General features: G+C 71.7%; 20 protein-coding genes. 10 read left to right on the top strand and 10 right to left on the bottom strand.

Features of this window, described 5'->3' with window-relative positions; genetic code table 11:
* Window position 1 precedes the first annotated feature (1 nt).
* The 4 genes from ACPXCB_RS16600 to ACPXCB_RS16585 form a co-directional block, all read right to left on the bottom strand.
* Window positions 2-265, bottom strand: coding sequence for a hypothetical protein (locus ACPXCB_RS16600; protein WP_425876349.1), 264 nt, complete (start codon window positions 263-265; stop codon window positions 2-4).
* A gap of 140 nt (window positions 266-405) precedes the next feature.
* Window positions 406-1692: a restriction endonuclease subunit S gene (locus ACPXCB_RS16595; RefSeq protein ID WP_425876488.1), complete on the bottom strand. Its 1287-nt coding sequence runs from the start codon at window positions 1690-1692 to the stop codon at window positions 406-408.
* A gap of 47 nt (window positions 1693-1739) precedes the next feature.
* Window positions 1740-3788: a type I restriction-modification system subunit M gene (locus ACPXCB_RS16590; protein WP_425876347.1), complete on the bottom strand. Its 2049-nt coding sequence runs from the start codon at window positions 3786-3788 to the stop codon at window positions 1740-1742.
* Entirely contained in the window at window positions 3785-5902 is a 2118-nt protein-coding gene (locus ACPXCB_RS16585) for an N-6 DNA methylase (RefSeq protein WP_425876345.1), read from the bottom strand. The genes ACPXCB_RS16590 and ACPXCB_RS16585 overlap by 4 nt, the downstream gene beginning before the upstream one ends.
* 187 nt (window positions 5903-6089) lie before the next feature.
* Here ACPXCB_RS16585 and ACPXCB_RS16580 point away from each other — a divergent pair, with 187 nt between their 5' ends.
* Entirely contained in the window at window positions 6090-8351 is a 2262-nt protein-coding gene (locus ACPXCB_RS16580) for a hypothetical protein (protein ID WP_425876343.1), read from the top strand.
* A 206-nt stretch (window positions 8352-8557) separates the two neighbouring features.
* Here the strand turns inward: ACPXCB_RS16580 and ACPXCB_RS16575 are convergent, their stop codons facing one another.
* The 4 genes from ACPXCB_RS16575 to ACPXCB_RS16560 form a co-directional block, all read right to left on the bottom strand.
* Entirely contained in the window at window positions 8558-8815 is a 258-nt protein-coding gene (locus ACPXCB_RS16575; protein ID WP_425876341.1) for a hypothetical protein, read from the bottom strand.
* A gap of 158 nt (window positions 8816-8973) precedes the next feature.
* Window positions 8974-9966, bottom strand: a complete 993-nt coding sequence (locus tag ACPXCB_RS16570) for a hypothetical protein (protein ID WP_425876339.1) — start codon at window positions 9964-9966, stop codon at window positions 8974-8976.
* Window positions 9963-11333, bottom strand: coding sequence for a hypothetical protein (locus ACPXCB_RS16565; RefSeq protein ID WP_425876337.1), 1371 nt, complete (start codon window positions 11331-11333; stop codon window positions 9963-9965). Before ACPXCB_RS16565 ends, ACPXCB_RS16570 begins: the two co-directional genes overlap by 4 nt.
* Window positions 11330-11635 carry a DUF6403 family protein gene (locus ACPXCB_RS16560; protein WP_425876335.1) on the bottom strand — a complete coding sequence of 102 codons (306 nt, stop codon included), beginning with the start codon at window positions 11633-11635 and terminating at the stop codon, window positions 11330-11332. Before ACPXCB_RS16560 ends, ACPXCB_RS16565 begins: the two co-directional genes overlap by 4 nt.
* A gap of 164 nt (window positions 11636-11799) precedes the next feature.
* Between ACPXCB_RS16560 and ACPXCB_RS16555 the strand changes: the two genes are divergently transcribed.
* Complete coding sequence (locus ACPXCB_RS16555; RefSeq protein WP_425876333.1) at window positions 11800-12594, top strand: class I SAM-dependent methyltransferase; 795 nt, start codon at window positions 11800-11802, stop codon at window positions 12592-12594.
* A gap of 162 nt (window positions 12595-12756) precedes the next feature.
* A complete protein-coding gene (locus tag ACPXCB_RS16550) occupies window positions 12757-13566 on the top strand; it encodes a hypothetical protein (RefSeq protein WP_425876331.1) in 810 nt (269 codons plus the stop codon).
* An 84-nt stretch (window positions 13567-13650) separates the two neighbouring features.
* Here ACPXCB_RS16550 and ACPXCB_RS16545 read toward each other — a convergent pair whose 3' ends face one another.
* Entirely contained in the window at window positions 13651-15729 is a 2079-nt protein-coding gene (locus ACPXCB_RS16545) for a DUF4153 domain-containing protein (protein WP_425876329.1), read from the bottom strand.
* Window positions 15730-15928: 199 nt separating this feature from the next.
* Here ACPXCB_RS16545 and ACPXCB_RS16540 point away from each other — a divergent pair, with 199 nt between their 5' ends.
* From ACPXCB_RS16540 to ACPXCB_RS16515, 6 genes are all read left to right on the top strand, one after another.
* Window positions 15929-17014, top strand: coding sequence for an endonuclease domain-containing protein (locus ACPXCB_RS16540; RefSeq protein ID WP_425876327.1), 1086 nt, complete (start codon window positions 15929-15931; stop codon window positions 17012-17014).
* The gene (locus ACPXCB_RS16535; protein WP_425876325.1) at window positions 17011-17706 is read left to right on the top strand and encodes a hypothetical protein; all 696 of its coding nucleotides are present in this window, start codon (window positions 17011-17013) and stop codon (window positions 17704-17706) included. The genes ACPXCB_RS16540 and ACPXCB_RS16535 overlap by 4 nt, the downstream gene beginning before the upstream one ends.
* Before the next feature lie 11 nt (window positions 17707-17717).
* Window positions 17718-20957: an ATP-binding protein gene (locus tag ACPXCB_RS16530; protein ID WP_425876323.1), complete on the top strand. Its 3240-nt coding sequence runs from the start codon at window positions 17718-17720 to the stop codon at window positions 20955-20957.
* A 305-nt stretch (window positions 20958-21262) separates the two neighbouring features.
* Window positions 21263-21532, top strand: coding sequence for a hypothetical protein (locus ACPXCB_RS16525; protein ID WP_151453705.1), 270 nt, complete (start codon window positions 21263-21265; stop codon window positions 21530-21532).
* Complete coding sequence (locus ACPXCB_RS16520) at window positions 21532-22569, top strand: hypothetical protein (RefSeq protein ID WP_425876321.1); 1038 nt, start codon at window positions 21532-21534, stop codon at window positions 22567-22569. The genes ACPXCB_RS16525 and ACPXCB_RS16520 overlap by 1 nt, the downstream gene beginning before the upstream one ends.
* Before the next feature lie 173 nt (window positions 22570-22742).
* On the top strand, window positions 22743-23420 hold the full coding sequence (locus tag ACPXCB_RS16515; RefSeq protein ID WP_425876319.1) for a hypothetical protein: 678 nt from the start codon (window positions 22743-22745) through the stop codon (window positions 23418-23420).
* Between the two features lie 80 nt (window positions 23421-23500).
* Here the strand turns inward: ACPXCB_RS16515 and ACPXCB_RS16510 are convergent, their stop codons facing one another.
* A complete protein-coding gene (locus tag ACPXCB_RS16510; protein WP_425876317.1) occupies window positions 23501-24658 on the bottom strand; it encodes an acyl-CoA dehydrogenase family protein in 1158 nt (385 codons plus the stop codon).
* 174 nt (window positions 24659-24832) lie between these two features.
* Between ACPXCB_RS16510 and ACPXCB_RS16505 the strand changes: the two genes are divergently transcribed.
* Window positions 24833-25762, top strand: coding sequence for an LLM class F420-dependent oxidoreductase (locus ACPXCB_RS16505; protein ID WP_425876315.1), 930 nt, complete (start codon window positions 24833-24835; stop codon window positions 25760-25762).
* Window positions 25763-25829 lie beyond the last annotated feature (67 nt).

Below are 25829 nucleotides of genomic sequence, written 5' to 3'. Positions count from 1 at the left end.
GTCAGCCCAGGACGCTGATGTACCGGCGGGCCAACTCGGAACTGCCTTGGAGGGTGGTGGCCGCTTCGATCAGTCGCTGTTTGCTCTGCTCAGCCCGGCCAATCGCCTCCGAGATGGTGGGATGCCCGGTGCCGGCACCGACCGCACGCAGCCGGGCGAGAACCTGCTCGGTGCCCTCGATGGCCGCCCGGATCTGGCTGGTCGTCACGTTGCTCTGTTCGGCTGCCTGGGCAAGCTCTGCCTTGACCTGCTCGATGCTGGCCATGCCGTCCTTCCGGTCAACCGCGCGGCGGGATGCTGGTCGTCTGTGCAATGTGTAGCGGGACAGACACTATCCAACATGAATCCCCCTCCGCATCCCCGTGTCAGGATGGGGACGCGGAGGACGCAGCACCAGCGGCAATCTCAGTCCTCGATTCCTCGCCCGCTGGCGGTGGCGACGTCGATCTGACCGGTGACAGCGGCGGTGATCAGAGCTTGGCGACGTTCAATCAGTAGCGCGAGCTGTCGATCCAGCTCCTTCCTTACTCGAGCGATGGCATCGAGCCGCCTTCGGACGCTCCGTACTAGTTCACGTTGGCGTCCTACCGGGGGCAGCGGGATTGGGAAACTAAGGATCTTGCTGCTGTTCGTCGAGGCCAAGTTGGTTGTTCTTGAACCCGTGCTCTCGAAATAGCAGCGTCCGTGCATCGTCTGGGTCATCAGTGCCAGATAGTCGCCATCGAGCCGGTCCAACTCAGGGCGAAGTGCGAAGACATGATTCTGGTGCAGGCAGATGGGCAGTTGGCCATTCCATACGGTGCCTCGGCCGAGCTTATCTAGATCTCCGCCCTCCGTCATCAGAACATCGCCAGTGCGCAACGTGCATCGTTTCGCAGTTTCGCGCGGCACAGTCACTTCAGTGACGTTCGCAAGGTCCACGTAACCGGCTTGCACGTTCGCTACCCGTAGGTATGGGCGAGTCACGGCGTCGCCACCCACGTCGCGGTTGCCGTCGACGGTCAGGCCATTTTGCAGTCGACACACGTATCCGAGTCGCACCAGGGGGCCGTCTTCGCGCATGTCGGGCAACCAAGGCCACGGCGACCTTCCCCGCGCTGCGGTGAGTACGCCAGGTAGTAGTGCCTCGGAAACTTCTGCATACGAGCGCTCTTCCAGAAGGGCGCGCTGTCGCATCCGATCCGCTGCAAGTCTATCGATACGCGCGGTTTCGACGTCGAGGAAGTCAGTGATACGGTGCTGCTTCTCCATCGAAGGCGTCGGGATCCTCAGCTGTTCGATATCGGGCATGTAGATCGTCTTATGCGTAGAGCCGGCCGCGACTCGTTTGAGGTCGTTGGCCATCGCTCGCAGGGCGTGCAACAGGTAGCGGGGATCTAAGTCCGGGCCACAAGTCCAAGTCGCGAAGTCCTGGCTGGTAGCCATGTCCTCGCCCATGATCGCCGAGAATCCCACCGACGCCGTCCTGGATAAAATGACGGTGCCAGCCGGGTGCTTGACCGCAGCAGAGTTTGCCAGACCAACCTGGCTGATCTTTTCTTTGGTGTCCGTGATGACGTCCGTACTGCCGTTGCGAAGCTGCCAGACATCAGCCAAGGTGATCCAGGGGATGGAGCAGTTCTCCCAATATCCAGGGACGCTCCGGCTCGGGGTGTGGCCAGTCCCCAGCCGGGCGAGGAACCTGATCGGCACCGTGGGCCATCGCGAGTTGGCAAGCCAGGGCGCGATTTGCGTCTGGGTCACTTCGTCACCTCGCCCAGCAGTGCCTGGATCTCGGCCTCCAGCGCCTTCAACTCCGCGTCGATCTCCGCCAGCGGCCTCGGGGGCTTGTAGACGTAGAAGTGGCGGGTGAAGGGGATCTCGTACCCGATCTTGGTTTTCTCGTGGTCGATCCAGGCGTCCGGGACGTGGGGGAGCACCTCGCGGCGCAGGTATTCCTCGACGTCCTGGTCCAGCGGCACGTTCTCGTAGTCGCGCAGGTCCGCGTCCGGCTCCGGTTCGCCCTTGACGAGCTGCACCTCGCCCTCCGTGTCGCGCACGCCGACAATGTCCCGCATCGCCTTCTGGAACGCGGTGCCGGTGGGCCAGGCCGCCCCGCCCTCGGCCATCGCCTTCCGCAGCGCGTCCCACGCTGCCCGCTTCGTCGTCCACACCTGACCGATCAGCGGCTTCAGCGCGACGGTCAGCGTGTCGACGTCCGACACCTTCTGGATCGGCTTCGAGGCGGCCAGGGCGGTCAGCGTCTCCTCGGTGACCTCGAAGCGGAGCTTCAGCGGACGTTCGACGGTGATCCGGCGGTAGCCGAAGTCCTCGTTGGCGAAGACCTTCACCTTGCCGTGCCGCGGGTGCTCGGGGTCGCGGGCGGCGTCGAGCGCCTCCCCGTACAGCCGGGTTATGTCCTTGATCTGGTCTGGTGTGACGACCTTGCGCTTGTCGCCGAGCGACTTGCGCATCTTGGCGAACTGGTCGCGGGCGTCGAGCAGCACGACCCTGCCCTGGTGGTCCTTGGCCTTGCGGTTGGTGAGGATCCAGAAGTACGTGGAGATGCCGGTGTTGTAGAAGAGCTGGTCGGGCAGGGCGACGATGCCTTCGAGCAGGTCGTTCTCCAGGATCCACTGCCGGATGCGCGACTCGCCCGACTCGGCCGCCCCCGTGAACAGCGGCGAGCCGTTGAAGACGATGGCGATGCGGCTGCCGCCCCTGCCGTCGGCGGTGACCGGCTTCATCTTCGAGATCATGTGCTGGAGGAAGAGCAGCGAGCCGTCGTTGATCCGGGGCAGGCCGGCGCCGAACCGGCCGCTCTCGCCGAGCGTCTCGTATTCGCGCTCGACCTCGTCCTTGACCTTCTTCCACTCCACGCCGAACGGCGGGTTGGCCAGCAGGTAGTCGAAGTGCTTGCCGCGGTGGCCGTCGTCGCTGAACGAGTTGCCGAACTTGATGTTGTCCGGGTCCTGATCCTTGATCATCATGTCGGAGCGGCAGATCGCCCAGGACTCCGGATTCAGCTCCTGACCGAAGACGGTCACCGTCGCGGACGGGTTGAGCCGGGTGATGTGCTCCTCGGCCGCCGACAGCATGCCGCCGGTGCCGCACGCCGGATCCATCACCGTACGCGAGGTGCCCGGGATGCTCAGCGCGTCGTCGTCGGGGGCCACCAGCAGGTTCACCATCAGCTCGATGACCTCGCGCGGGGTGAAGTGCTCACCGGCCGTCTCGTTGGACTGCTCGGCGAAGCGCCGGATCAGCTCCTCGAAGACGTACCCCATCTGGTGGTTCGTGACGTTCGGGACCGGCTTGTCGTCCTCGCCGAGGATCACCTCGCCGGTCTTCGTGTCGCGCTGGTAGGGATGCAGGTCGAGGTCCGCGAAGCGGCCGAGCACCCGGTAGAGCAGGTTCGTGCTGTCGAGCCGCCGGATCTGCTGGGCGAACTCGTAGCGTTCCATCACCTCCTGCGCGTTCTCCGAGAACGCGCCGATGTAGGCGAGCAGGTGCTTCGCGGCCTGACCGGAGTCGCCGGCGATCGACTTCAAGGTGTAGCCGCTCACGTTGTAGAAGCGGTGCCCCGACGCGCGGCGCAGGAACCGGGAGACGTCCACGTCCTGGCCCTTGAAGCGGTCGTACTCCGTCAGGACCTTGCCCCGGGTGGGTTCCAGGACGCACTCCAGCCGGCGCAGCACCGTGAACGGCAGGATCACCTTGCCGTAGTCGGACTGCTTGTAGTCGCCGCGCAGGAGATCGGCGACCGACCAGGCGTGATTCGCCAGCTCGGAGTGCTTGGTGCTGTTCAACGTTGTCCTTCCGGTGGGAGCAGTGCACCGCCGGTCAGGCCGGCGGCAAGGGTGCGGGCGGTCTCGTCGGCGAGGCGGTTGGCGATGTCCGCCGCGACGCGCAGCGCGTGGAGCTGGCGGAACGCGTGGCCGTAGCGCTGCTGTTCGGCGAGGGGAAGCAGGGGGATGCGGAGCCGTCTGGGATCGATCCGGACCACGGTGGTGCCCGACGACGCGGAGCTGAGATTGTCCTCCGCCGCCAGGAACCCGGCCAGGAACCACGGGTCCAGGCGGGTCGGGTCGGGGCGCAGCAGATGCAGGTGCCGGCCGAGAAGGTGGCCGGCGTCGCGGGCGTCGGCGACGCGGGCGCTGCTCACACCCTCGTGCAGCATCTCGGGAAGGATGACGTCCCCCGCCTCGATGGTGACGTCCTCGTTCGAGCGACTCTCCTCGGCGGCACCCGAGGCCGGCCTGCGGGACACCACGTCCCGGGCGGTGAGCGTCCGGGGCAACTCGGAATCTTGCAGGACAGGGCTTGAGCTGCGGATCGCCGCCGGCGCGCGGAACAGCGTGAGGGCGGCACCCCGCAGCAGGTCCGCGACGCTGGCGCTGCGCCAGGCCCGGGGATCGGCGCCGACAGGAGGCCACGCGTCGCCGCGGCTGAGGGCCATCAGCCCCGTCGCTGCCCGCCGCAGCCGGCTCCTCAGCTCGTACGCCATCTCGGCAAGCTCGTCGGGCTTCGCCGCGACCGGAGCGGCGCGTACGTGGCGGGCAGGGCTGAGGTCGACCGCCTCGTCGAGCAGGTCGACGACCGGGACGGCCCGTGCCACGCCCGCAACGGGATCGTGGTTGTCGGGATGTCGGTCGAATTCCTGCCAGGCGTCGAGCGCCAAGCTACGGATCGCCGGCCAGTCCGACGTGGAGCGCCTGTCCGGCGTGTCGCCGGTGTCAGCGCTTCCGGTGCCGGCGGTGTCGACCATCAGGACGGTCGACGGCAGGGTCGCCTGCGGGTGTGGCCGTTCGAGCAGCCACAGTTGGAGGCCGATGTGCAGCGGCTGGGCCACCCCGACCGGCAGGGCGACGACGGCACGTAGTGCACCGCTGCGGATCATCTCGGCCCTGATCCGCCGCCCCGACGGCCGAAAGGCGGCTCCGGGCGGCATCAGCAGGACGGCACGGCCACCTGGAGTGAGGTGCGACAGACAGTGCTGTAGCCACGCCAGTTCCGACTCGCTCTTCGGCGGCAGCCCGAACAGCCACCGAGGGTCGTACGCCAGGTCCTCGTGGCCCCACTCGCGGTGGCCGTAGGGCGGGGTGCAGAGCACCGCGTCGGCGGCCAACGTCGGGAACGCGTCGTCGCGCATGCTGTCACCGACCTGGACCTGTGCCTTCGTCCCGCCAGCCTGCACGGCGAGGCGGGCGGCGGCCTGCGCGGCGAACACCCCCACCGCGTCCTGGCCGTACAAATTGCGGGCCCCGCGCCCGGCGGCGGCCAGGAGCAGACCACCCACCCCGCACGCAGGGTCGAAGACCCGATCCGGGTACGGCTCACCCGGGCCCGCGAGAAGCTCCGCCATGAGATCGGCGACAGGCAGCGGCGTGCGGTAGGCGCCCCCCGCCCTGCCGTCACTGACGTCTCCCTCGGCCAGCACCTCCAACGTCTGCGCCGCGCCCTCCTCGTCGACGCAACGCAGCACGGCACGAAGCACCTCGGCCTCGTCGGGCTGACCCGTGAGACTGCCGATGCCGGGGATGTCGACCGCGTACGACCGGCTCGTCTTCGCAGCCCATGCGGACAGTTGGTCATCGGGCAGCCCGACGGCTTTTTCCACCTCGCTGTCGGCAACGCGACTCGCCGCGACGACGAGCGGCAACAGTCTGCTTCGGTGGGCGAGGTCGGTCGCGCTGGTCCGTAAGGCCGTGCGCAGATCGTCGGCAGGAGAGCTGGCAGGCAGTTGCCCGCGCGCGGAAAGCCAGGCCCGGACGGCGTCCAGGTCGTACGCCGGGCTGGTCTCCGTCCCGCCCGACGGGGCAGGGAAGTCGGGATGACGCCGACGCCAGTTGCTCACGGTGGCGCGCGTGACCCCGGCCAGCCGGGAGATCTCGGCGGCGGTCACCTGGGTGGGCTGCGGCATGGGCGTCCTGTCAGTGGTCCTGCGTCTCGCCGTCACCCTACACGTGCCCGATTACGCCTAGGCTGTTTGACGGTGCTTTCAGCAAAACGTGTGTTAGGGTCGCTTTCACCAAGGCGCGGCCGGTCGTTCATCTCCCCCTGCCCGCATCCAACCCTCGGGCCTGCCACCCCCTCCAGGAGGACCCTCCGTGTCCATCGCCGTGCAGAGTTCCTACACCGCCGCCAAGAGCCGAAATCAGAGCCGGGAGAGCTGGTCGGTCATCTTTCGGCACCCCAGCAGGATCGATGCGGGTACGGGTGAGCCCGGCCGCCGGGTTCGTCGGGCGCTCGGGACGGCCGATGACGCCGAGGCCGCCCGGATGGTCGAACAGCTCAACGAGATCCTGCGCACCCCGGACCTCTGGGAGCCGACCGCACGGGCGAGCGCCGAGGCGCGATTCGACGCCCGGATCGTGGAGATCTTCCACGAGGACGTGGAGGCTGTGCAGCTCGACTTCGCAGGCGTACGCGAGGAGCTTCTTCCGCTTCCCACCGCGGCGGACGGCTACGAGACCGTGATGATGCTCGGCACGACCGGGGCAGGCAAGACGACGGTGGTGCGGCAGCTCCTCGGCACCGATCCGGAGACCGAGCGTTTCCCGTCCACGTCGACGGCGAAGACGACCGTCGCCGATACGGAGCTGATCACCAGCACGGACGAGACATACCACGCCGCCGTGACGTTCACGCCTCGCGACGAAGTGATCGACTACCTGAGCGACAACGTGTCAGCCGCCGCGCTGGCCGCCTTCAACGGCAAGGGCGACGCCGAGGTCGTCCGGCAGCTTCTCGATCACGTCAATCAGCGGTTCCGTTTCAGCTACGTGTTGGGCCGCGCCACCGCGCCGGCCGCCGACGACCTCGTGGACGATGACGTCGACGACGGCGAGGAGGTCGACCCGACCGAGTACGGCCAGGTCGACATCGAGTTCACCCAGCAGGTGATCCAGAAGGCGGTGCGCTCGGTCCGGACGATCGTCGAGCGGTATGCCAGCGACACCCGGGACGCGTTCGATCCCAGCGAGGAAGACGAACGGGCCGTCGCCGAATACATCGAGGAGAACCTCGACACCGCGTTGCGGCAGTCCGACGAGTTCCACGGCATCGTGGATTCCCTGATCGACGAGATCGAGAAGCGCTTCACCACGCTGGAAGTCGGTGACCTTCGGCGGAACCGGCAGGACTGGCCGGTCAGCTGGTTCTGGAGCACCGACGACAGAACGGCGTTCATCAAGAACGTCACCAGATTCTCCAGCAACTATGCCCCGCTGTTCGGTCGCCTGCTCACGCCGCTCGTCAACGGCATCCGGGTCAGTGGTCCGTTCGTACCGCAGTGGGCCGCCCAGCCGGCCAAGCTCGTCCTGGTCGACGGCGAAGGTCTCGGCCACACCCCGAAGTCGGTAGCCACCCTCTCGACCCGGGTCGCCCTGCAGCTCGAGAAAGTCGACGCCGTGCTTCTGGTCGACAACGCGGCCCAGCCGATGCAGGCGGCCCCGGTGGCGGCGCTCAAGGGCATCGCCGTCTCGGGCAACGCGATGAAACTGCACTTCCTCTTCACTCACTTCGACCAGGTCAAGGGCGACAACCTGCCGACATTCTCCGCCCGGGAGGAGCACGTGCTCGCCTCCGTGGAGAACGTGCTCAAGGCGATCGGCGACGAACTCGGCCCGGCCGCCGAGCGCGTCCTGCGTCGCCGCCTCGACTGCGCACGGTTCTTCGTCGGCGGGATCCACGAGCCGCTCAACGCGAAGAAGAAAATGGGAGGGCGGTCGATCGAGGAGCTCCAACGGCTGGTCGACGCCCTGGCCCACCCGGAGCAGGCTGTCGAAGCTGGCCCCAGCCGGCCCGTCTACGACCGGATGAATCTCTCCCTCGCGGTGACCGAAGCGGCGAAGAGCTTCCACCTGCGGTGGCGGGGACTGCTCGGGTTCGAGGTCAACCCGGACGCGCGGAAGGAGCACTGGACCCGCGTCAAGGCGTTGAGTCGCCGCCTGGCGGAAGGGTGGGTGGACGAATACGACAACCTCAAGCCGGTCGCTGATCTCCGCTATGCGCTGCAAGCGCAGGTATATCTCATGCTGCAGCAGCCGGTGCGCTGGGACGGGGGTCAGCCGAGCGACGACGAGAGGCAGACGATCATCGACGAGGTATCGAATGCCGTGACCGGGGAGCTGATCGATCTGGCCCGGCGCAGGCTCCAGCACGAAGTGCAGCGCAGCTGGCAGACGGCCTACAACCAGAGCGGCAAGGGATCCACGTTCGTCCGCGCCCGCATCATCGCCTCCGACATCTACGACAAGGGCGCCCCGGTGCCGACTGTCAACGCATCGCCGGACCAGAACCGCTTCCTGAAGGATGTCGCCGAAATCGTCTCCGAAGTGGCCCAGGAATTCGACATCGTGCTGAAGTGAGAGTTTTCGTGACGTTCACCGCGGCCCCCTGATCGCCGACACCCGCCGGCTCAACGCCTCGACGAGGTGCAGGAGCCGGTGGGTGGCGTTCTCGTCGTCTCGCGCCTCCTGCCCTCGGCCGGGGACGTCGCGCTCCGGGCACCGCCACGAGCCAGGGCGGCGCGACCGACGCGCTGGAGCGCCGGGGACGGGCCGCCCTCCGACCGTCAGCGGGGAGCGGGCTGCCCCAGCAACTCCAGCGCCAGGCGCATCAGTTCCGGGCCGGCCTTCTCGGGGCTGCCCGTGTCGAACGGCGGGTCGGGGTCGTACTCGACGACCAGTTGGAGTGCCTGCGCGATCCGTTCGCCGGCGATCTTCGCGGCGAGGTGCAGGGACATATCGATCCCGGCGGACATGCCGACGCCGGCCCCGCCGACCACCGCCGCCCGCAACACCGTCCGCTGGTTCACGTTCATGCTGAACATCGATTGCCCCCTTCGGTCGAGTTGAGCTTGCGCATGTCCCGGTGGTCGGTCACGCCGCCGCCCCGGGCGTCGTACGGCCGCACCGCCGTGAACGGCACGGTGTCGGCCGACCCGGCCGGCGGCGGTCGGCGTACCTCCGGCGCGGTTCGTCGGGGTCGTCAGTCGCCGGAGGGCCGTGCGCTGGCGCCCCGGGCGGACCTCGGGCGTGCCCCGTTCGCGGCCGCCGACCCGGTGAGCGCCGACGCGCGTCCGCTCAACGCGTCGACGCGTTCGACGAGTCGGCGTACGGCGTCCTCGTCGTCCGCGTCCACGGCCGTCACGCGTTCGAGCAGCGCGGCGTAGTCCGACGTCAGCGCCAGGTACTTCCTGCCGAAGGTCTCCTTGGCGCCGTCGACGTAGGCCTGGCGCGCCGCCATGGCGTACCACCGGTCGAGGTCGATGATCTGCTGGGCGAGCACGGCGGCGGCGGCGCTGAGCGCGCTGCGGGCGTCGGCGCTGTCGTCGCGGCGGCGGCGACGGGCGTCCGCGAGCCGGCCCGCGCGGCGGCCACCGACGTAGAGCACCGTCGCCCCGGCGACGACGGCCACGATGGCCGCGGCCGCGAGCAGGAAGCGGGGCAGCGACGGGCTGATCGTCCGCGCGCCGTCGGGAACGGTGCCGGCCTTCACCAACAGGTCGTAGTTGACGGTGACGACCTTCAGCGCCTCCAGGGGGCGGTCGGCGAAGGTGTCGACGCCCCGGCTGACGGCCATCTCCGCCACGAAGGCCCGGCCGAAGTTCCCGTCGTCGCGCCCGGGCAGCAGCGCGCACCCGTAGGTGTCGTACCCGTCGCCGTCGCGGCTCATCACCAGCACGACGGTCCCGTCGGCGGCGCGCTCGACCTGGCGGCAGCCCTGCCTGAGGTCAGCGCCCGGCGCCAACATCAGCACGACCAGCCGGCGGTTGCCGATGATCCGTTCGGCCGCCGCGCGGTCCAGCTCGACGCCCGGCGCGGCGTACACGGAGGAGGCGCGCACCTGGCGGGCGACCGGGCCCTCCAGCGCCCCGCCGGTCCACAACGCCCAGCCGGCCAGCGCCAGGCAGGCCAGGACGGCGATGCCGAAGGGCGTGCCGAACAGGTCGGCGAGCCGGCGTCGTACGGACTGGCTCACGACAACCTGCCCCGGAGGTAGAGGTGCGGGCGGTAGCTGGCGACTCCCAACGTCCGGGCGCCGTCGTCCAACTCGTCGGCCGCCTCGTCCAGCAACGTCCGCACGTGGCGGTCCGGTAGCCCCTCGTCCAGCGCGGCTCGGGCGGCCTGGAGCTTGACGATGCCCCGGGTCAGCGCCGGATCGCTGCGGGCGTCGGTGAGCAGGGACATCTCGACGGCGAGCGCGGTGAGACCGGCCAACCGGGCGGGCGTGCCACCCCGTCCGGGATCGCCCCGCCGGACCACCAGGGCGTCCGACCGGCGCAGCGACCGGACCGAGAGGATCAGGAACGTCGCCACGCAGCCCGCGAAGAGCCACGGCAGGGCGGGCAGCGCCACCCGCAGCGGGTCGACCGGCTGGTACGGCAGCGGGCGGTCGAACAGCCCCGAGTAGCGCAGGTCGGTGACCCGGTTCAGGTACGCCGTCAGGATGTTGCCCTGGGGGTAGTCGTACCGGCTCAGCCGGCCGCCGAACTGGCCGTAGAAACTTGCCCCGGCCAGCTCCGCGAAGTCGTCGGCCGCCGGGCCGTGGTACTCGATCCAGAGGCCGTACATCACGACGATCGGCGTGCCCGGGAACAGCTCGGCCAGCGCCGGCCCGTACCGGGGCACCGGCTCGCCGAACGGCTGCGCGGGCAGCGCCACGTACCGGGCGCCGTCCGGGAAGGCGTTGCGCGCGGCCTTGTCGGGGACGCCGGTCAGCGTGGCCCCGGCCCCCAGGTGCAGGCCGGTGGCCCGCAGGTCGGCGGCGACGGCAGCCAGCTCCCGGTCGGTCGGGTCACGCCACCGCAGCTCGTCGTGCTCGGGCGGGTCGGGCGCGTCCCGCAGCGCGGCGATCAACGCCACCAGCAGGCCTGTCACGTCGGCGGTGGCGAACTGGGCGCGCCAGCCGGGCAGGGTGTCGGGTACGGCCTGGTAGATGCCGCCGCTGACCTCGGTGCCGATCACCCGGACGGTCGCGTTCTTCACGTCCCGTACCCGTTTGCGTTCGTCCTCGTCGAGCCCGGGCGGCGCGACCAGGATGCGGACGGGTTCGGCGCCGGCGGCCTCGCGGACCCGCTGCTCGTTCCAGCGTGCGGTCGCGCCGGGGAGCCGCACCACGGACTCGGCGGCCACCAGCGCGGTCATCTCGTCCACCGAGGGTACGCTCGCGTCGCTCAGCTCACCCGCCGAGCCCTCGTCGATCTTCGCCGGAGCGGCTGGCGACCGGCCGTAGCTGACGTCGACGCTCTGCCGCTGGGCGAGCAGGAAGACGACCAGGACGACCACGGCGACGCCGAGCAGCGCCCAGCGCAGCAGCTCGTGGCGGTGGCGCCTACGGGGGGTCACTGGTGTGTCCGCCACAGCCGGTCGGCCTCCCTTGCGTGTTCTGCCGCCGTCCGGGCGGCGGACGCCCCGCCGCGTCCGGCGGCGATCGATTCGGCGCGGGCCAGCAACTGCTCGGCCTGCGGCACCCGGGTCGCCGCCGCGTCCCGGCTGACGGCCGCGCTGTCGATGGCCGCGCGCGCGGCGGACCAGGCGGTCCGCCGTTCCCGCCCCCGCGCCCGCCACCTCGGCAGCAGGGTCGTCGCGAAGCCCGCGCCGACCAGCAGGACGCCGCCGACCAACCAGGCGAGGAGGGTGTGGGACATGCGCTCCAACCATCGGGCGAGGGATACGGGGGTGCGCTCGGGAGCTGTCGTCGCAGGCAGGGGTACGACCGAGTCTGGCTCATCGAGGCGAATCGGTGCGAACCAGCCCCACCGGCCCTGGCCTCGGTCGGCCCGGCATGCCGGGGTCGTCGTATCGTCTCCGCATGGCGCACTCGGTCTGGGCGGACGGCAAGGCCTACGAGGCGTACGTGGGCCGGTGGAGCCGCCCCGTCGCGGGGGAGTTCCTGCGGTGGCTGGCCGTGCCACCGGGCCGCCGCTGGCTCGACGTGGGCTGCGGCACGGGCGCGCTCACGTCGACCGTGCTGGCACTGGGGGACCCGAGGCACGTCTCGGGCGTCGACAGCTCGCCGGGCTTCGTCGCGTACGCCCGTGCGGCCGTCCGCGACGAACGGGCGGCCTTCCAGGTCGGCGACGCCCGGGCACTGCCGCTGCCCGACCGCTGCGTCGACGTCGTCGTCAGTGGCCTGGCGGTCAACTTCGTGCCCGAGCCGGCACGCGCCGTCGCCGAGTTCGCCCGGGTCGTCCGCCCCGGCGGGGTGGCCGCCGCCTACGTCTGGGACTACGCCGGCGGCATGGCGCTGCTGCGTCACTTCTGGGCCGCCGCCGCCCTGCTCGACCCGGCCGTGGCCGAGCGGGACGAGGGCCGCCGGTTCGCGGTGTGCGACCCGGACTCCCTGCACGGGATGTGGACCGACGCGGGCCTGACGGCGGTGGCGCTCCGGCCCGTCGACGTGCCCATGGTGTTCGCGGACGTCGACGACTACTGGACGCCGTTCCTCGGCGGCCAGGGCCCCGCCCCCTCGTACGTCGCCTCCCTGCCGGCACCGCAGCGCGCCCGCCTGCGCGACCTGCTCGCGGCCCGCCTGCCCGTGGCGCCGGACGGCTCGATCCGGCTCACCGCCCGGGCCTGGGCCGTCCGGGGCGCGGCGCCGGCCTGAACGCCCGCAGGTGCCCGCCGGGCCTTCGCGGTCGGAGGCGCACAGCCGGGTGATGCCGTCCGGCTGTCCGCTTCGAGACCCAGCGGTACCCGCCGCCGACGTCCTCGGTCAACCTGATCCGTGACGCCGGGTGTTTCGCCCGTCGTGGAGATCGGAGGACCGATGAAGGCCCGTTTCCGATGGCGGTCGACCCGGATGACGCTGTTCGCGGCCCTGGTCGCCGCGCTGGTCGCCGTACTGCTGCCCGCCTCGCCGGCGTTCGCGCTGCCCTCCGGTAGCGGCTGGTCGGCTTCGTGGAGCTACTACCATCCCACCGCCTACCAGTACGCCGGCACGCTGCCCGGCGTCCGACTGACCGGCTACGCCACCGACAACTCAGGCACCAGCACCACGGTCGGCACGATCGAGGACACCGCCGACGACGGCCGCTGCGCCAGGGTGATGCTCTACGCCAACGGCGTCGGCTACGTCGCCGACCGGACCACCTGCGGCAGCGGCAGCTACCTGACCTACTCCACCGGCAGCTACAGCCAGGGGCTGCTGGTGATCGTCTACCGGATGGTCGCGGGCACCACCACCCACGACAAGGGCTTCGCCATGTTCGTTCCCGGTTCGTCCGCCGATCCGGAGATGCGCACCGTGGGTACGGGCGCCAGCTGGTCGTACTACACGTCGGCGGCGTTCCAGTACACGGTCACCCGTCCCGGCGTGCGGCTGACCGGATACGGCGCCCACCAGTACACGGACCAGCGCTCCTCGCTGAACACGGTGGAGAAGACCGCCGCCACGGTCGGCTGCGCCACGGCCAAGGTCACCGGCGGTGTGTCCACCAGCGGCGGCACCTGCGTCAACGGCGGCAGCACGTCCTTCTCCCGCGCCGACCTGACCAACAACCTGGAGGCGTCCGCCTGCTACCAGCCGGTCCCGGGCACCCGGCGCTGCCTCGCGGTGAGCATCCCCGAGCCCTGGTGACCCGACCGGCACCCGGTGGACGCACCCGGCCCACCGACCCGGCAGTCCCGCCGTCCCCAAACCGACCCGGGGACGGCGGGTCCGTCAGCGGCGGCGCTTCGGCAGGTCGAACTGGTCGGCGGCCCGGCAGTCGCGTGGACCGCCGACCGCGCCCGGCCCGGCCCGGTCGAGCGCCGCGCGCGCCCGGATCCGGCCCAGGTTCCAGGCGTGCCAGGGGTCCGGCTCGTCGAGGTCCTTGGCGACCCAGCTCAGCGTGCAGCGGCGCACCGGATCGGGCAGGCCCGCCAGGGCCGGCGTCGCGTCGGCCGAGAGCGCCCGCAGGTACCAGGCGTCGATCTTCCCCGTCTGCTCGTACCGGGCGATGTTGCGGCGGGCGGCGTAGTCCTCCGGATTGAGCACGGCCAGGCCCAGCAGCATCACCACGGCGAGCGCCACCGTCGTGCCGGGGATCCAGGCCCCGCGCCAGCGGAGCCCGGCCACCAGGATCATCAGGAACACGGTGCCGAGCAGCAGCTCGAACGCCATCACGAAGAGCCGCTCGCCGGTGAAGCTGTACGCCTTCTGGTACGTGTACATGCGGGACAGCGCCGACCCCACGATGACGAAGCTGAGCACGCTGAGCAGACCCAGCAGGACCCGCAGCAGGTGGCGCTCGACAGCCCGGTCCCGCCGCGCCCAGCGGGCCACCCCGCCGAGCACGGCCAGCGTCAGCATGGTGACGACGACGAGCTGCCAGAACCCGCTGCGCGCGTACTCCGCGTAGCTGAGGCCGGCGGTGCGCAGCACGTGTCGCTGCCCACCGAACAGGACGGTGAACTGCACCGCCACGAAACCGCCGAAGAGCAGCGTCAGGGCGCTGATGACCGGCGCCCACTCCACGAGGCCGAAGCGGCGCGTGCCGGACCGGTCCATCGTCGACAGGTCGGGCGGCGCGGCCAGCGTGTAGACGGCGGCGACGGCGCAGAGCCCGCCGACGGCGGCGAGGAGGAGCCAGCGGAACGTCGCGCCGCCGTTGACCTCGGGAACCAGCTCGCCGAGCATCACGGAGAAGGCGCCGTCGGCCGAGGACAGGAGCGCGCCGAAGACGATAAGCGCGGCCACGGTGGCCGCGGCCGACCCGACGACCCGACGGGCCAGGTGCGGGTTCGCCGGGGCGTGCAGGTGCCCACGCACCCACGGCTGCCCCCGGAACGCCGCGAAGGGGGCTGCCACCAGGCTGAACAGGATGGAGCGGACGAGCCGGCCGCCCACGATCGCGAGGGTCGCGCAGCAGAGCGCGCCGAGCACGCAGAACGTCACCAGCCACCAGGCGTTGCGGAAGGCCAGGACCGACAGCAGCGCCAGGGCCGCCACCGCCCAGCCGGCGCGGATCCGCCGGTCGGCGCGCGGCAGTTCTGCGCCCGTCCGCCGGACCGCGAGGACCACCGCGACGGTCAGGGCGAGCCAGCCGAGGAACCAGCCGATGCCGGTGCGGGTGAGCGGTACGAAGAACGCCAGGCCCAGCGCTCCGGCGAGGACCGCGAGCGGCACGGCCCGGCCCTGGGCGGGCGCGGGCCCCGGCCAGCGGGTGTCGAGGAACGACGGTGGGCGGGGGACCGGCTGGTAGCCGCGGTACGGCGCCGGCGCGCCGGACGGCACCCCGATCCGGTACGGCGCCGGCAGCGGCGCGGCGGCGGGCTGTTGGACGATGGTCGCCGGCGGGCGGGCAGCGGATGTGCCGGTGCCCGCCGACGGGGCGGCCGGTGCTCCGGCGGTGGCCGGTGGCGCGGCGTCCGCCGCCGTCACCGCGACGGTCTGCGTCGGAATGCTCTCTTCCGGCCCGACGACGGCCGTCGGGGCTGGCGCGGCGGTCGCCTCGGCCGGCCTGGGGGCGGGGACGGCCGGTGCCGGGGCCGGCGGGCCCGCGGCGACCGGAGCCGCCTCGGTGGTGGCCGGCATCAGCGGGATGAACACCGCGTAACCGCGCGTCCCGGGCGGGATGCTGACGGGGATCGCCCAGGCGGGTGCGCCCTCCGCCCCGGGCCACACCATCGGGGGTGGCGCGCCCTCGATGGACGGCATGACGAGCAGGTGCGGCGTCGCGTCTCCGGGGCCGTCACCGTCGGTGCTGCCGGTCGGCTCGCCGGACCCCGGGGGGCCCGACACCGGTGGTGGCTGGGTCACGAAGCCCCTCCTCGTTAGAACGGTCGGCACACTGTACGGCCGACTCCGGGCCCGCCGCCGCCCCCGACACCGACAGCAGGGCTCCGGGACCAGCAGACAGCCGCAGCCGGATGGCCGTACCCGGTCACAGCGGTGCAGGCACGGGCAGGCGGATCGGGCGGGCGGCGCGCCCGATCGATCCTCGGTAACGTGCTCGGCCGTGGCCACTGGCGTACCTCCCGGCGAGTGGTGGGAGGCCCTTCCTCCGCGGCAGGTCAGCCACCTGCCCGGCATCGACGCCGAGTTGCTCCAGGTAGGACTCGATCCGGCACCGGCCGCCGCCCCGGTCGTCGTTCGGTACCACGTACCGGCCCGACGGGGCTTCACCGAGTTGCTCGCCGCCGTCCTCGACGAGTTGGACGGGGCCGCACTCACGCTGTTCCCCCGCTGGTTGCCCGGTGCCGAACGGCTCGACGGGTCCGGCACGCTGGGCGTCGCTGCGGTGCGGTCCCTTGCCATGCGGGCCGCCGCGCACTCCGAGCACTTCGGCCCGTTCCTGGCCGACCTCGCCGAGCGCGCGCTGCGCGGGGAGGACCGGCAGCACCGGCCGCGCTTTCCGGCAGAGGTACGGGCTGCCGGCCTGGCCCGGGTCGTGGCCTCCGCGTACGACCGTGACCGGTGCGTCCTGCTGGTCGGCCTGACCGACGAGCTGACCACGGAGACCGAACGCGCGTTGGTTGCCGCCGCCGAATGGCTGGTGCGGCACGGCCGCCTCACCGTCTGGCTGGCCGGGCCAGAACTGCGGACGGTCGACCGGATCCGGTCGGTTCAGGTTGCGCTGCCGTCGAGCCTGACCGAGTTGGCGGTGCAGGCGGGTCGGGTTCCCGACACCGTCCGCGAGCCTCCGCCGGCACTGACGTTTCCGCCGCTGTCCGGTGTCCCGCGCGGCGACAGCGCCGCCGAGCAGGCACTGGAGCTGGCACTGACGCCACACGAGTGGGCCCGGGGGAGGCGCTGGAACCACACGTACGACTGGCACCTGCTCGGCGAGACCTACCGCCTGGACCTCTTCTGGCCGGCCGAGGGACTTGCGGTCGAGGTGGACGGCCCGGAACATCGGGGACGAATCAGATTCGCCAACGACCGGCGGCGTGACGTGCGGCTGCAACTCCTCGGGCTGGACGTGCTCCGGTTCACCAACGAGCAGGTGCTGTCCGACGTCCAGGCCGTGGTCGGCATGATCCGGCAACTGCTGACCCGTCGTCGCCTGGCCGGCGCGCACCCCCACGAAGAAGAGGCACCATGACGAGCACGGCGGACCTTCCCCACCTGACGCCCAACCAGATCAACGCGCTCGTGGTGCTCATGGTCGAGGCCCGCGAACTGACCAACAACGAGCTGAAGGAGTTGGCCGGGTTCAGCCTCACCGGCGCCGACAACGCCAAACTCGTCAAGCTCGGCCTGGTCGAGACCGACCGGTCCCACCGGCCCTTCTCCCACGAGCTGACCGACGAGGGGTGGCGGGTGGTGCGGCAGCTGCACGGCGGCGCCCCGCCCGCACGTAGTGGCTCAGCCACCCGTTCGCTGTTCACCCTGCTGGCCAACCTGCACCGTTCGCTGAGCCGGTTGGGGCTCAGCCACGCCGACTTCTTCACGCCGCCGTCGGCCACTTCAGGTCCGGCGGCCAGCCCGACGCCTCCCAGCGCGGCGCCAGCGCCGGCGGCCACCGAGCCGGACGCCGTGGAGGCCCTGATCCGCGCCGCCTATCACGAGCTGACCCGGGAGCCGGGAGCGTGGGTGGGGCTCGCCGACCTGCGCGAGCGCCTCGGCCGGCAGGACCGCGCCACCGTCGACGCGACGTTGCGCGCGATGGTCCACCGGGACGGCGTACGGATCATCCCGGTCGCCAACACCAAGTCGTTGACCGCGCGGGACCGGGCGGCCGCGGTGCGCATCGGGGACGAGGAGAACCACACCCTGGCGATCGGCTCGGCATGATCCCGGAGGACGTGAGGGCCGCACTCGAGGCGGTCAGTCTCAACCCTGCGGTCACTCCCGACGACGTGTGGCGGCCCAGCCCGCACGACGTGCCGGAGCTGCACGAGAAGGTGGTCGCGGAGATCCTGCGCGGCGTGGGGAGGGCCCGCACCGACGACACCACGGTGCCCCTCGGCGTGGCCATGCAGGGGCGGGCCGGCGCCGGCAAGACCCACCTGCTCGGGGCGGTGCGGGATCGGATCCAGCGCGAGGGCGGCTACTTCTTCCTGGTCGACATGGTCAGCGGGAAGACGTTCTGGGAGAGCGTGGCGCTGGCCCTGGTCGAGGGCATGGGACGGGACGCGATCGGCTGGGGCACCCAGCTGCGCACGTTCCTGCGTCGGCTCACCGCCCAGCTTGGCATCCCGGCGGAGGTACGCGACGCGGTCGCCGGGACGAAGCCGGTCACCCGGGAGCACCTGGACACCTTCGTGCGGGCCCTGCGGACGCGCCATCGCGAGATCGGCCGGGACTGCCAGGACACCGCCCGGGCACTCGTCCTGCACGGCGCGCTGGACTTCGAGGCACAGGACGTCGGCTACGCCCATCTGATCTCCGAGCCGGGTGACCCGGACGGTCGCGCGGCGTGGGGGCTGACCCCGGCGATCCGTACCCCGCAGCAGATCGTCCAGGACGTCTCGCGGCTGATGGCGCTGACGCTCGACCCCACGGTGATAGCCGTCGACCAGCTCGACACGCTCTTCGCCCAGACCAGCACCGCCATGTTCGACCAGTACGCCGGGCTGGAGGACGCCCAGGCGAAGGTCGTCGGGCCCATCGCCGACGGCCTGCTGAAGCTGCGTGACGTCACCCGCCGGACGCTGATCGTGGTGTCGTGCCTGCCGGACACCTGGGAGCTGTTGACGAGGAGCGCGCCCACTCCGGTCGGCGACCGGTTCCGGCAGGCGATCCTCCCCGACCGGATTCCCACCCCCGAGATCGGCCGGGCCATCGTCGCGAAGCGGTTCACCGCCGCCTTCGCCGGGCCGCGTTTCGCACCGCCGTACCCGACCTGGCCGATCAGCGAGAAGGCGTTCGTCGACGCCTCGGCGTTGACGCCCCGGGCGCTGCTGCGCCGGGTGGACCGGCACGTCGCCTGGTGCCGGGACCGGGGCGAGGTGACCGAGCTCGACCGTCTCATCGAGGTCGTCGACCACGTCGTCGGCGGGTCCGAGCCGCCGGACGGGAGTGCCGCCGTCGGCCCGACGTCGTGCCGCGACCCGGACACCGGTGACGACGTGCGCCTGCGGCAGCTCGACGCCCGCTTCGCCGAGCTGGTGGCGGGGGCGGACGTGGCGGGTGCGCTCGATCCGCGGACCGAGGACGAGCACATGCCGGCGCTCCTCGCCGCCGGTCTGGCGGCCTGGATCGCCGAGCGGTCCCCGATAGGCGCCAGCTACAGGTACGACCCGCTGCCGGGCCGCAAACCGGCGCTGCACGGGCGGCTGACCGAGGTGCTGGACGAGGCCACCGAGAACGAGGCGCACTGGTGCTTCCGCGGGATCTCCCATCCGAACGCGATCGCGGCGACCGCCAGGGTGAAGGCGGCCTGCACCATGGCGGGCCTCGACCGTGCGCTGCCGCAGCGGCGGCTGGTGCTGTTGCGCAACGGCCCGTGGCCGACCGGGAAGCGTACGGCCGAGGTGTTGGCGGCCTTCGACGCGGCCGGCGGCGTCCGCTGCGGCGTCCCGGAGGCGGACCTGCGGGTGTTCGCCGCGCTTCGTGAGCTGAGCGGCGAACCGGCCTCGGTTCTCCAGGAGTGGCTGGTCGCGCGCCGACCGGCCGGCTCTACGCAGCTGTTCGCCACGATCCTCGGCGACTCCGCTGGGGCGGCCCGTGCGGAGGCCGGGCCGGTCGCCCGGTCAGTCGGGCCGACTGCCGAGGTGGGCGGCGAGGACGAGACGCGGGTCGACGGCGGGAGGGGCGCGGTCGACGGAACTTCGATCCTGTTGGGGCGGACCACCGACGGGGCGCGGCCGTTCGCGGTGGACCTGGAGTCGCTGCGCCGTCACACGGTGATCTTCGCCGGCTCCGGCTCCGGCAAGACCGTGCTGATCCGGCGACTGGTCGAGGAGTGCGCACGGGAGGGCGTCTCCGCGATCGTGCTCGATCCCAACAACGACCTCGCCCGCCTGGGCGATCCCTGGCCGCAGCCGCCGGCCGGATGGGGCCCCGGTGACGCCGAGCGGGCCCGCGACCACTTCGAACACACCGAGGTGGTGGTCTGGACGCCCCGGGTCAACGCCGGTCGACCGCTGAGCTTCCAGCCGCTGCCGGACTTCACCCCCGTACGCGACTCGCCGGACGAATTCGACCAGGCGATCCGCTCGGCGGTGGAGGCACTCGCCCCGCGCGCCAGTGTGGACCGGCCGACGAAGGTGGCCCAGCAGGGAAAGGCCGTGCTGACCGAGGCCCTCCAGGCGTACGCGAGGAGCGGAATGGTGGGCCTGCCCGGCTTCACCGAGTTCCTCGCCGAACTGCCCGACGGGGTGAGCCGGTTGAGCCGGGCGGACAAGCTGGCCCAGGATCTGGCCGAGACTCTGAAGGCCGCCATGGTCACCGATCCGTTGTTCGGCGGTGTCGGCGCCCCGGCCGATCCGGGCCTGCTGCTCACCCCCTCGCCGGGTCGTCGCGCACGCATCTCGGTGATCAGCTTTGTGGGGCTCACGTCGGACCAGGAACGGCAGGGCTTCGTCAACCAGCTCCAGATGGCCCTGTTCGCCTGGATCAAGCGGCACCCGGCGGGCGGGCGACCGCTGGGCGGGCTCTTGGTGATGGACGAGGCGCAGACTCTCGCCCCGTCGTCCGGGCAGACGGCCTGCACGGCCAGCACGATCGCCCTCGCCTCTCAGGCCCGCAAGTACGGGCTCGGGTTGGTCTTCGCCACCCAGGCGCCGAAGGGGCTGCACAACCAGATCTCGGGCAACGCCACCACGCAGTTCTTCGGGCTGCTCAACGCTCCCGCGCAGATCGACGCGGCCCGTCAGTTGGCGGAGGCCAAGGGCGGGCGGCTGCCCGACATCGGCCTCATGCAGAGCGGCCAGTTCTACGTGGCCGGGGAGGGCTTCGCGTTCGTCAAGGTGGACACGCCGATGTGCCTGTCCCACCACCCGAAGGCGCCGCTCAGCCCGGAGGAGGTCGTCGCCAGGGCAGCTTCGGCACAATTCCGGCCGGAGCGCAGTCACCTGCCGGACATGCCGGCCGTCCGATAACCGACAGGACGCCGATCGCCTTTCCGGCGCACTGTTGTAGCAGGTCAGAGGCGTGAGGATGGCGGGCCACAACCCATTCCTCGGGCCCGGCGGGGACAGCATCGTCCCCGCCGACACCGCCATCACCGAACCCGACCCCGCGACGCCCCCGGCGTAACGCAGCGCCGGCCGCCCACGCAGCGTGAGGTCGCGCTCCGGCAGTCCCGTCCCGGGTGCCCGGGCGGAAGCCGCCGCACCCTGCCCACCGGAACCGGCCCTGGCCACGCGCCGGTCGGTCCGGTCACCGAGCACGAGAGGAGCCGGCAATGGCCGCTCCCACCGCCACCGCCTCCCTGAACGCCTCCACCTACTCACCCGGCGACCAGATGATCCTGACGGTCACCTACGGCGACGCCGACACCAAGCCGGTGACCGTCACGATCGTGGTGACCGACGCGCAGGGCAACAGCAGCGCGCCGGTCAAGGTCACCGCCGTCATCGACCCGCTCACCCTCACCGTCACCGACGACTCCGGCCGCACCTGGACCAGGGCGTCGGACAACGGGTCCGTCGCCGTCTACCGGGCGGTGGCGTGATGCCCCGGGTCACCGTCACCGTGCGCGACAACGCCGGACGTACCGCCACCGCGACCGCCGACTACACGATCGCGCCGCCGGTGCTGGGCGGCTACTACCTCTCCGGCGGCGCCGACCCGACGGCCGACATGGCCGGCGGCAACTTCCGCTCGCTGACCCAGTACCGCAGCTTCGCCGACGGTTACATCTTCCCCGGCTACCAACGGCCGTGGTTCGTCACGCTCGGCAGGGCCGGGGTGCAGATGAACATGGTGCTGGAGCTGAAGCACTACGGCGCGCCCGACGCCGGGCCGCAGACCTTCACCGTGGACGGCGTGACCTACACCGTCCCGGCGCCCGCGATGACCATCCAGCAGCGCCCGGGCACGACCTGGCCCCGGGCGTACGGCTACAGCCAGGTCCTGGCCGGGCACTGCGACGGGCTCTTCGCCCGCGCTCTGTCCCAGTACCGGACCATGGGCTTCGGGGTGAACATCCAGCTCGCCTCCGAACTGGACACCGACCACGAGTTCGGCACCACCGAGTCCGGCGTCACCTACAACTGGGCGCAGTCGGACGCCCGCGCGGTGCAGGCGATGACGTACATCGTGAACTGGTTCAAGGCCCGCCAGCTGCCGGCCGGCACCACGTTCTCGGTGGGAGTGGGCGGCTTCGACCGGGCCTGCTTCCAGCGCACCCACCCGGAGGCGCTGATGGCCAGGCTCGACTTCCTCCAGTGGAACGCCTACGCCACCAGCCCCACCCACACGGCGCTGGCCCGGTTCCGCCGGGCGAAGGACTGGGCGGTGGCCGACCTCGGCCCGGTCGCCCTCTCCCGCCCGGTGATCATCGCCGAGTGGGGCGTACGGGTGGCGGAGGTGCCGGACCAGGCGGGCTGGATCGCCACCGTCCCGGCCGCCATCGCCCAGCTCAACGCCGAGCAGGGACCCCGGATCGCGCGGACCAACTACTTCAACTCGGGCTGGGGCACCCTGTCGCCGAAGTCGACGGGGCTGGCCGCGCTGAAGGCGGCGTACGCCACCCGGCCGTACGTCTGAACGGCCGGAGATCCGCCAGGAGGACCCGGGAGCCGGGGGCGGAGGGATAGACGTCGATCATGAGATCCATCGATGGTGGTATAAGATCCGCCAGATCGTGCGCAGGCCCGCTCGTGCGCCTCCCGGTGTGATGTCCACCGAGCCCGCTGCGCCAGGACAGCCATGGAGATCATGTGAAGTTCAGTCGTCTCGCCCCTGCGATGGCCGCCCTCGTGCTCGCGGTCGGCGCCGTGGTCGCCCCGGCCGGCGCCGCGCAGGCGCATCCGGAGGCGGACACGGTCAACGTCTATCCGCCGATCCAGGGATCGTCCACCTGGGACCGGTTCGGTCTCTCCGGGCCGACCTCGCACCACATCGTCTTCGGCCACTGGGGCTACCCGAACGACTGGGCTGTCGACATCTACCGCAATCCGGGTGCCACGATCGTCTCGCCGTTCGGCACCAAGACGGCTTCCGGGCACCCGGTCGCCGTCAAGGTGGTCACCGTCCAGGCCGGCTGCGCGACCCGCAACCTCGCCGACGGCGGTTACCGCATCGGGCTCGAGGCCCGGGACACCACGACCGGGCAGATCCTCGGCCGGGCGGACGTGATGCACGTGAACAACAAGCCCGGTGGCATCGTCGTCGGCGCCTCGGTCGGTCCGTGGACCAAGCTCGGCGAGACGGGCCGCTTCCGCTGGTCCAGCTGCTACCAGGTCAACGGTGACAGCGGGGCCCACATCCACCTCGAAGTGATCAACCAGCACCGCTACTCGTGCTACGTGTCCCGCGGTGCGAACACCGCCCTGACCGACCTGACCGTGGTGGGCAAGGTCGGCGTGCACTACACGGGGCAGCGGCAGCGCTGCTGACCCGTCGATCGACGGCGGGCGGGTGCCCCGGCTCCGGTCGGAAGCCGGGACACCCGCCCGCGCGCCGCTGCACCCCGGGGTCAGTAGGCCAGCTCCACCGGCCGGCCGAGCACCCGCGCGCCGTTGTTGGCGAGCCAGCCCTCGGCCGCCGCCGCGTGCTGGCTGAACGTGTGGATGTCGCGGAACCGGCGCTGCAACGGCGACGAGTCCCGGGCCGCCCCGCCGCCGGCCGCCCGGTAACAGGTGTCGACCGCGGCGGCTGCCCGCTCCGTCACCCAGGGCAGCGCGGCGGAGATCCGTGGGTGCAGCGCGGGGATCGCCGCCGGATCGGTGGCGCAGGCCGCCCAGAGCTCGTCGGCCAGGTCCCGCAGCAGCGCCCGGGCGGCCCGTACGTCCAGGTCGGCGCGGCCGAGCTGGAGGCGGAAGGCCGGCGAGTCGGCGAGCGACTGCCGGGCGTAGAGCCGCTGCCGGCCGCCCTCGAGCAGCGCGACCATGTCGTCCAGCGCGCCCTGCGCGATGCCGACCGCCACCGCGCCGAGGTGCAGGACGAAGTGGACCAGCGGCGCCACGAAGCCCGGCCCCGGTACGCAGGGCACGCCGGTGAACAGGTCGAAGCTCTCCTCCGTGGGGCAGAAGGCGTCCGCCACCTCGATGTCGTGGCTGCCGGTGCCGCGCAGGCCGAGCACGTGCCAGGTGTCGTGCACGGTGACCCGGGAGGCCGGGAAGAGCATGGAGCGCATCGCCGGCGGTCCCCCCGCCGGCCCGCCGTCCCCGGTCAGCACGCAGTTGCCGAAGATCCAGTCGGCGTGCCGGGAGCCGCTCGCGAACGCCCACCGGCCGGTGACCCGGAAGCCGCCGTCGACCGGCTCGGCGCGCCCCTGCGGGGCGAACCCGCCCCCGACGATCACGTCCGGCCCGTCGGCGTAGACCTTGTCGAACCGGTCGCGGGAGAGCATCGCCACCAGGTGCGGCGTCTCGGCGCCGATCATCACCGTCCACCCGGTGGAGCCGTCGGCCCGGGCCAGCGACTCCAGCACCCGCAGCCCGGTGTGCAGGTCCGCCTCGTACCCGCCGTGGCTGCGGGGGACGAACATCCGGAAGCAGCCGGCCGCCCGCAGCGAGTCGAGCAGATCGGCGGGCAGGCCCCGGGCCGCCTCGATCTCCCCGGCCCGGCGGGACACCTCCGGGAGCAGCGCGTCCACCGCCCCCGTCAGCCCGTCCCGGTGCTGGTCCTCCATGGGTTCCTCCTCGCCTCGTCGCTCGGCCTCCACTCTGGACCGGCGGACGACCCGGGGCCAGGCTCGCCGCTATCGGATGCCCGCCACTTCGCGCGGTGGGCACCCGCCCGACGCCGCCGCCCGGGGAAGGGCCGGAACGGCACGCCGGCCCGGCCCGCTCCCTATGCTCGAAGCATGGAACTGCGGATCTTCACCGAACCCCAGCAGGGCGCGACGTACGACGACCTGCTCGCCGTGGCCCGCTGCGCGGAGGAGGTCGGCTACGGTGCCTTCTTCCGTTCCGACCACTACCTGAAGATGGGCGCGGTGAGCGGCGACCCCGGCCCGACGGACGCGTGGACCACGCTCGCCGGGCTGGCCCGGGACACCCGGCGGATCCGGCTGGGCACGCTGATGACCGCCGCCACCTTCCGGCTGCCCGGCCCGCTGGCCATCACCGTGGCGCAGGTCGACCAGATGAGCGGCGGCCGGGTCGAGCTGGGCATCGGCACCGGCTGGTACGCCGAGGAGCACACCGCGTACGGGATCCCCTTCCCGTCGCTGGGGGAGCGCTTCGACCGGCTGGAGGAACAGCTCGCGGTCGTCACGGGGCTCTGGGCGACGCCGCCCGGCGCGACCTTCGACTTCGCCGGGACGTACTACCCGGTCAGCGACTCGCCCGCCCTACCGAAGCCGGTGCAGGACCCGCGCCCGCCGATCCTGCTCGGCGGCATGGGCCCGAAGCGCACGCCCCGCCTGGCCGCCCGCTACGCCGACGAGTTCAACCTGCCGTTCGCCTCGATCGAGGACTCCGCCGCCCAGTTCGACCGGGTCCGGGCCGCCTGCGCCGAGACTGGCCGCGACCCGGGCGAGCTGCGCTGGTCCAACGCCCTGGTGCTCTGCTGCGGGCGGGACGACGCCGAAGTGGCCCGGCGGGCCGCCGCGATCGGCCGGGAGCCGGACGAGCTGCGCGAGAACGGCCTGGCGGGCACCCCGGCCGAGGTGGTCGACAAGATCGGCCGGTACGCCGAGATCGGCAGCGAGCGGCTCTACCTCCAGGTGCACGACCTGGCCGACCTCGACCACCTGGAGCTGGTCGCCGCCGAGGTGAAGCCCCAGCTCTGAGCCGGCGGGCAACCGCCGCTCCGCCACCGCGTCGACCTCCCTGCGCCGACGACGGCGGGAAGTCGCG

Source organism: Micromonospora sp. DT62 (assembly GCF_049847285.1).
Lineage (GTDB): Bacteria > Actinomycetota > Actinomycetes > Mycobacteriales > Micromonosporaceae > Micromonospora > Micromonospora reichwaldensis.
The sequence above is the reverse complement of the archived record's forward strand: the minus strand, read 5'-3'. Positions and strand labels throughout refer to the sequence as shown.

Coding starts and splice junctions, on each gene's coding strand:
- ACPXCB_RS16510 (WP_425876317.1), bottom strand. CDS start 24,658: ATGGAGGACCAGCACCGGGACGGGCTGACGGGGGCGGTGGACGCGCTG.
- ACPXCB_RS16560 (WP_425876335.1), bottom strand. CDS start 11,635: ATGTCCCACACCCTCCTCGCCTGGTTGGTCGGCGGCGTCCTGCTGGTC.
- ACPXCB_RS16505 (WP_425876315.1), top strand. CDS start 24,833: ATGGAACTGCGGATCTTCACCGAACCCCAGCAGGGCGCGACGTACGAC.
- ACPXCB_RS16520 (WP_425876321.1), top strand. CDS start 21,532: ATGCCCCGGGTCACCGTCACCGTGCGCGACAACGCCGGACGTACCGCC.
- ACPXCB_RS16585 (WP_425876345.1), bottom strand. CDS start 5,902: ATGCCGCAGCCCACCCAGGTGACCGCCGCCGAGATCTCCCGGCTGGCC.
- ACPXCB_RS16575 (WP_425876341.1), bottom strand. CDS start 8,815: ATGTTCAGCATGAACGTGAACCAGCGGACGGTGTTGCGGGCGGCGGTG.
- ACPXCB_RS16555 (WP_425876333.1), top strand. CDS start 11,800: ATGGCGCACTCGGTCTGGGCGGACGGCAAGGCCTACGAGGCGTACGTG.
- ACPXCB_RS16550 (WP_425876331.1), top strand. CDS start 12,757: ATGAAGGCCCGTTTCCGATGGCGGTCGACCCGGATGACGCTGTTCGCG.
- ACPXCB_RS16525 (WP_151453705.1), top strand. CDS start 21,263: ATGGCCGCTCCCACCGCCACCGCCTCCCTGAACGCCTCCACCTACTCA.
- ACPXCB_RS16600 (WP_425876349.1), bottom strand. CDS start 265: ATGGCCAGCATCGAGCAGGTCAAGGCAGAGCTTGCCCAGGCAGCCGAA.
- ACPXCB_RS16535 (WP_425876325.1), top strand. CDS start 17,011: ATGACGAGCACGGCGGACCTTCCCCACCTGACGCCCAACCAGATCAAC.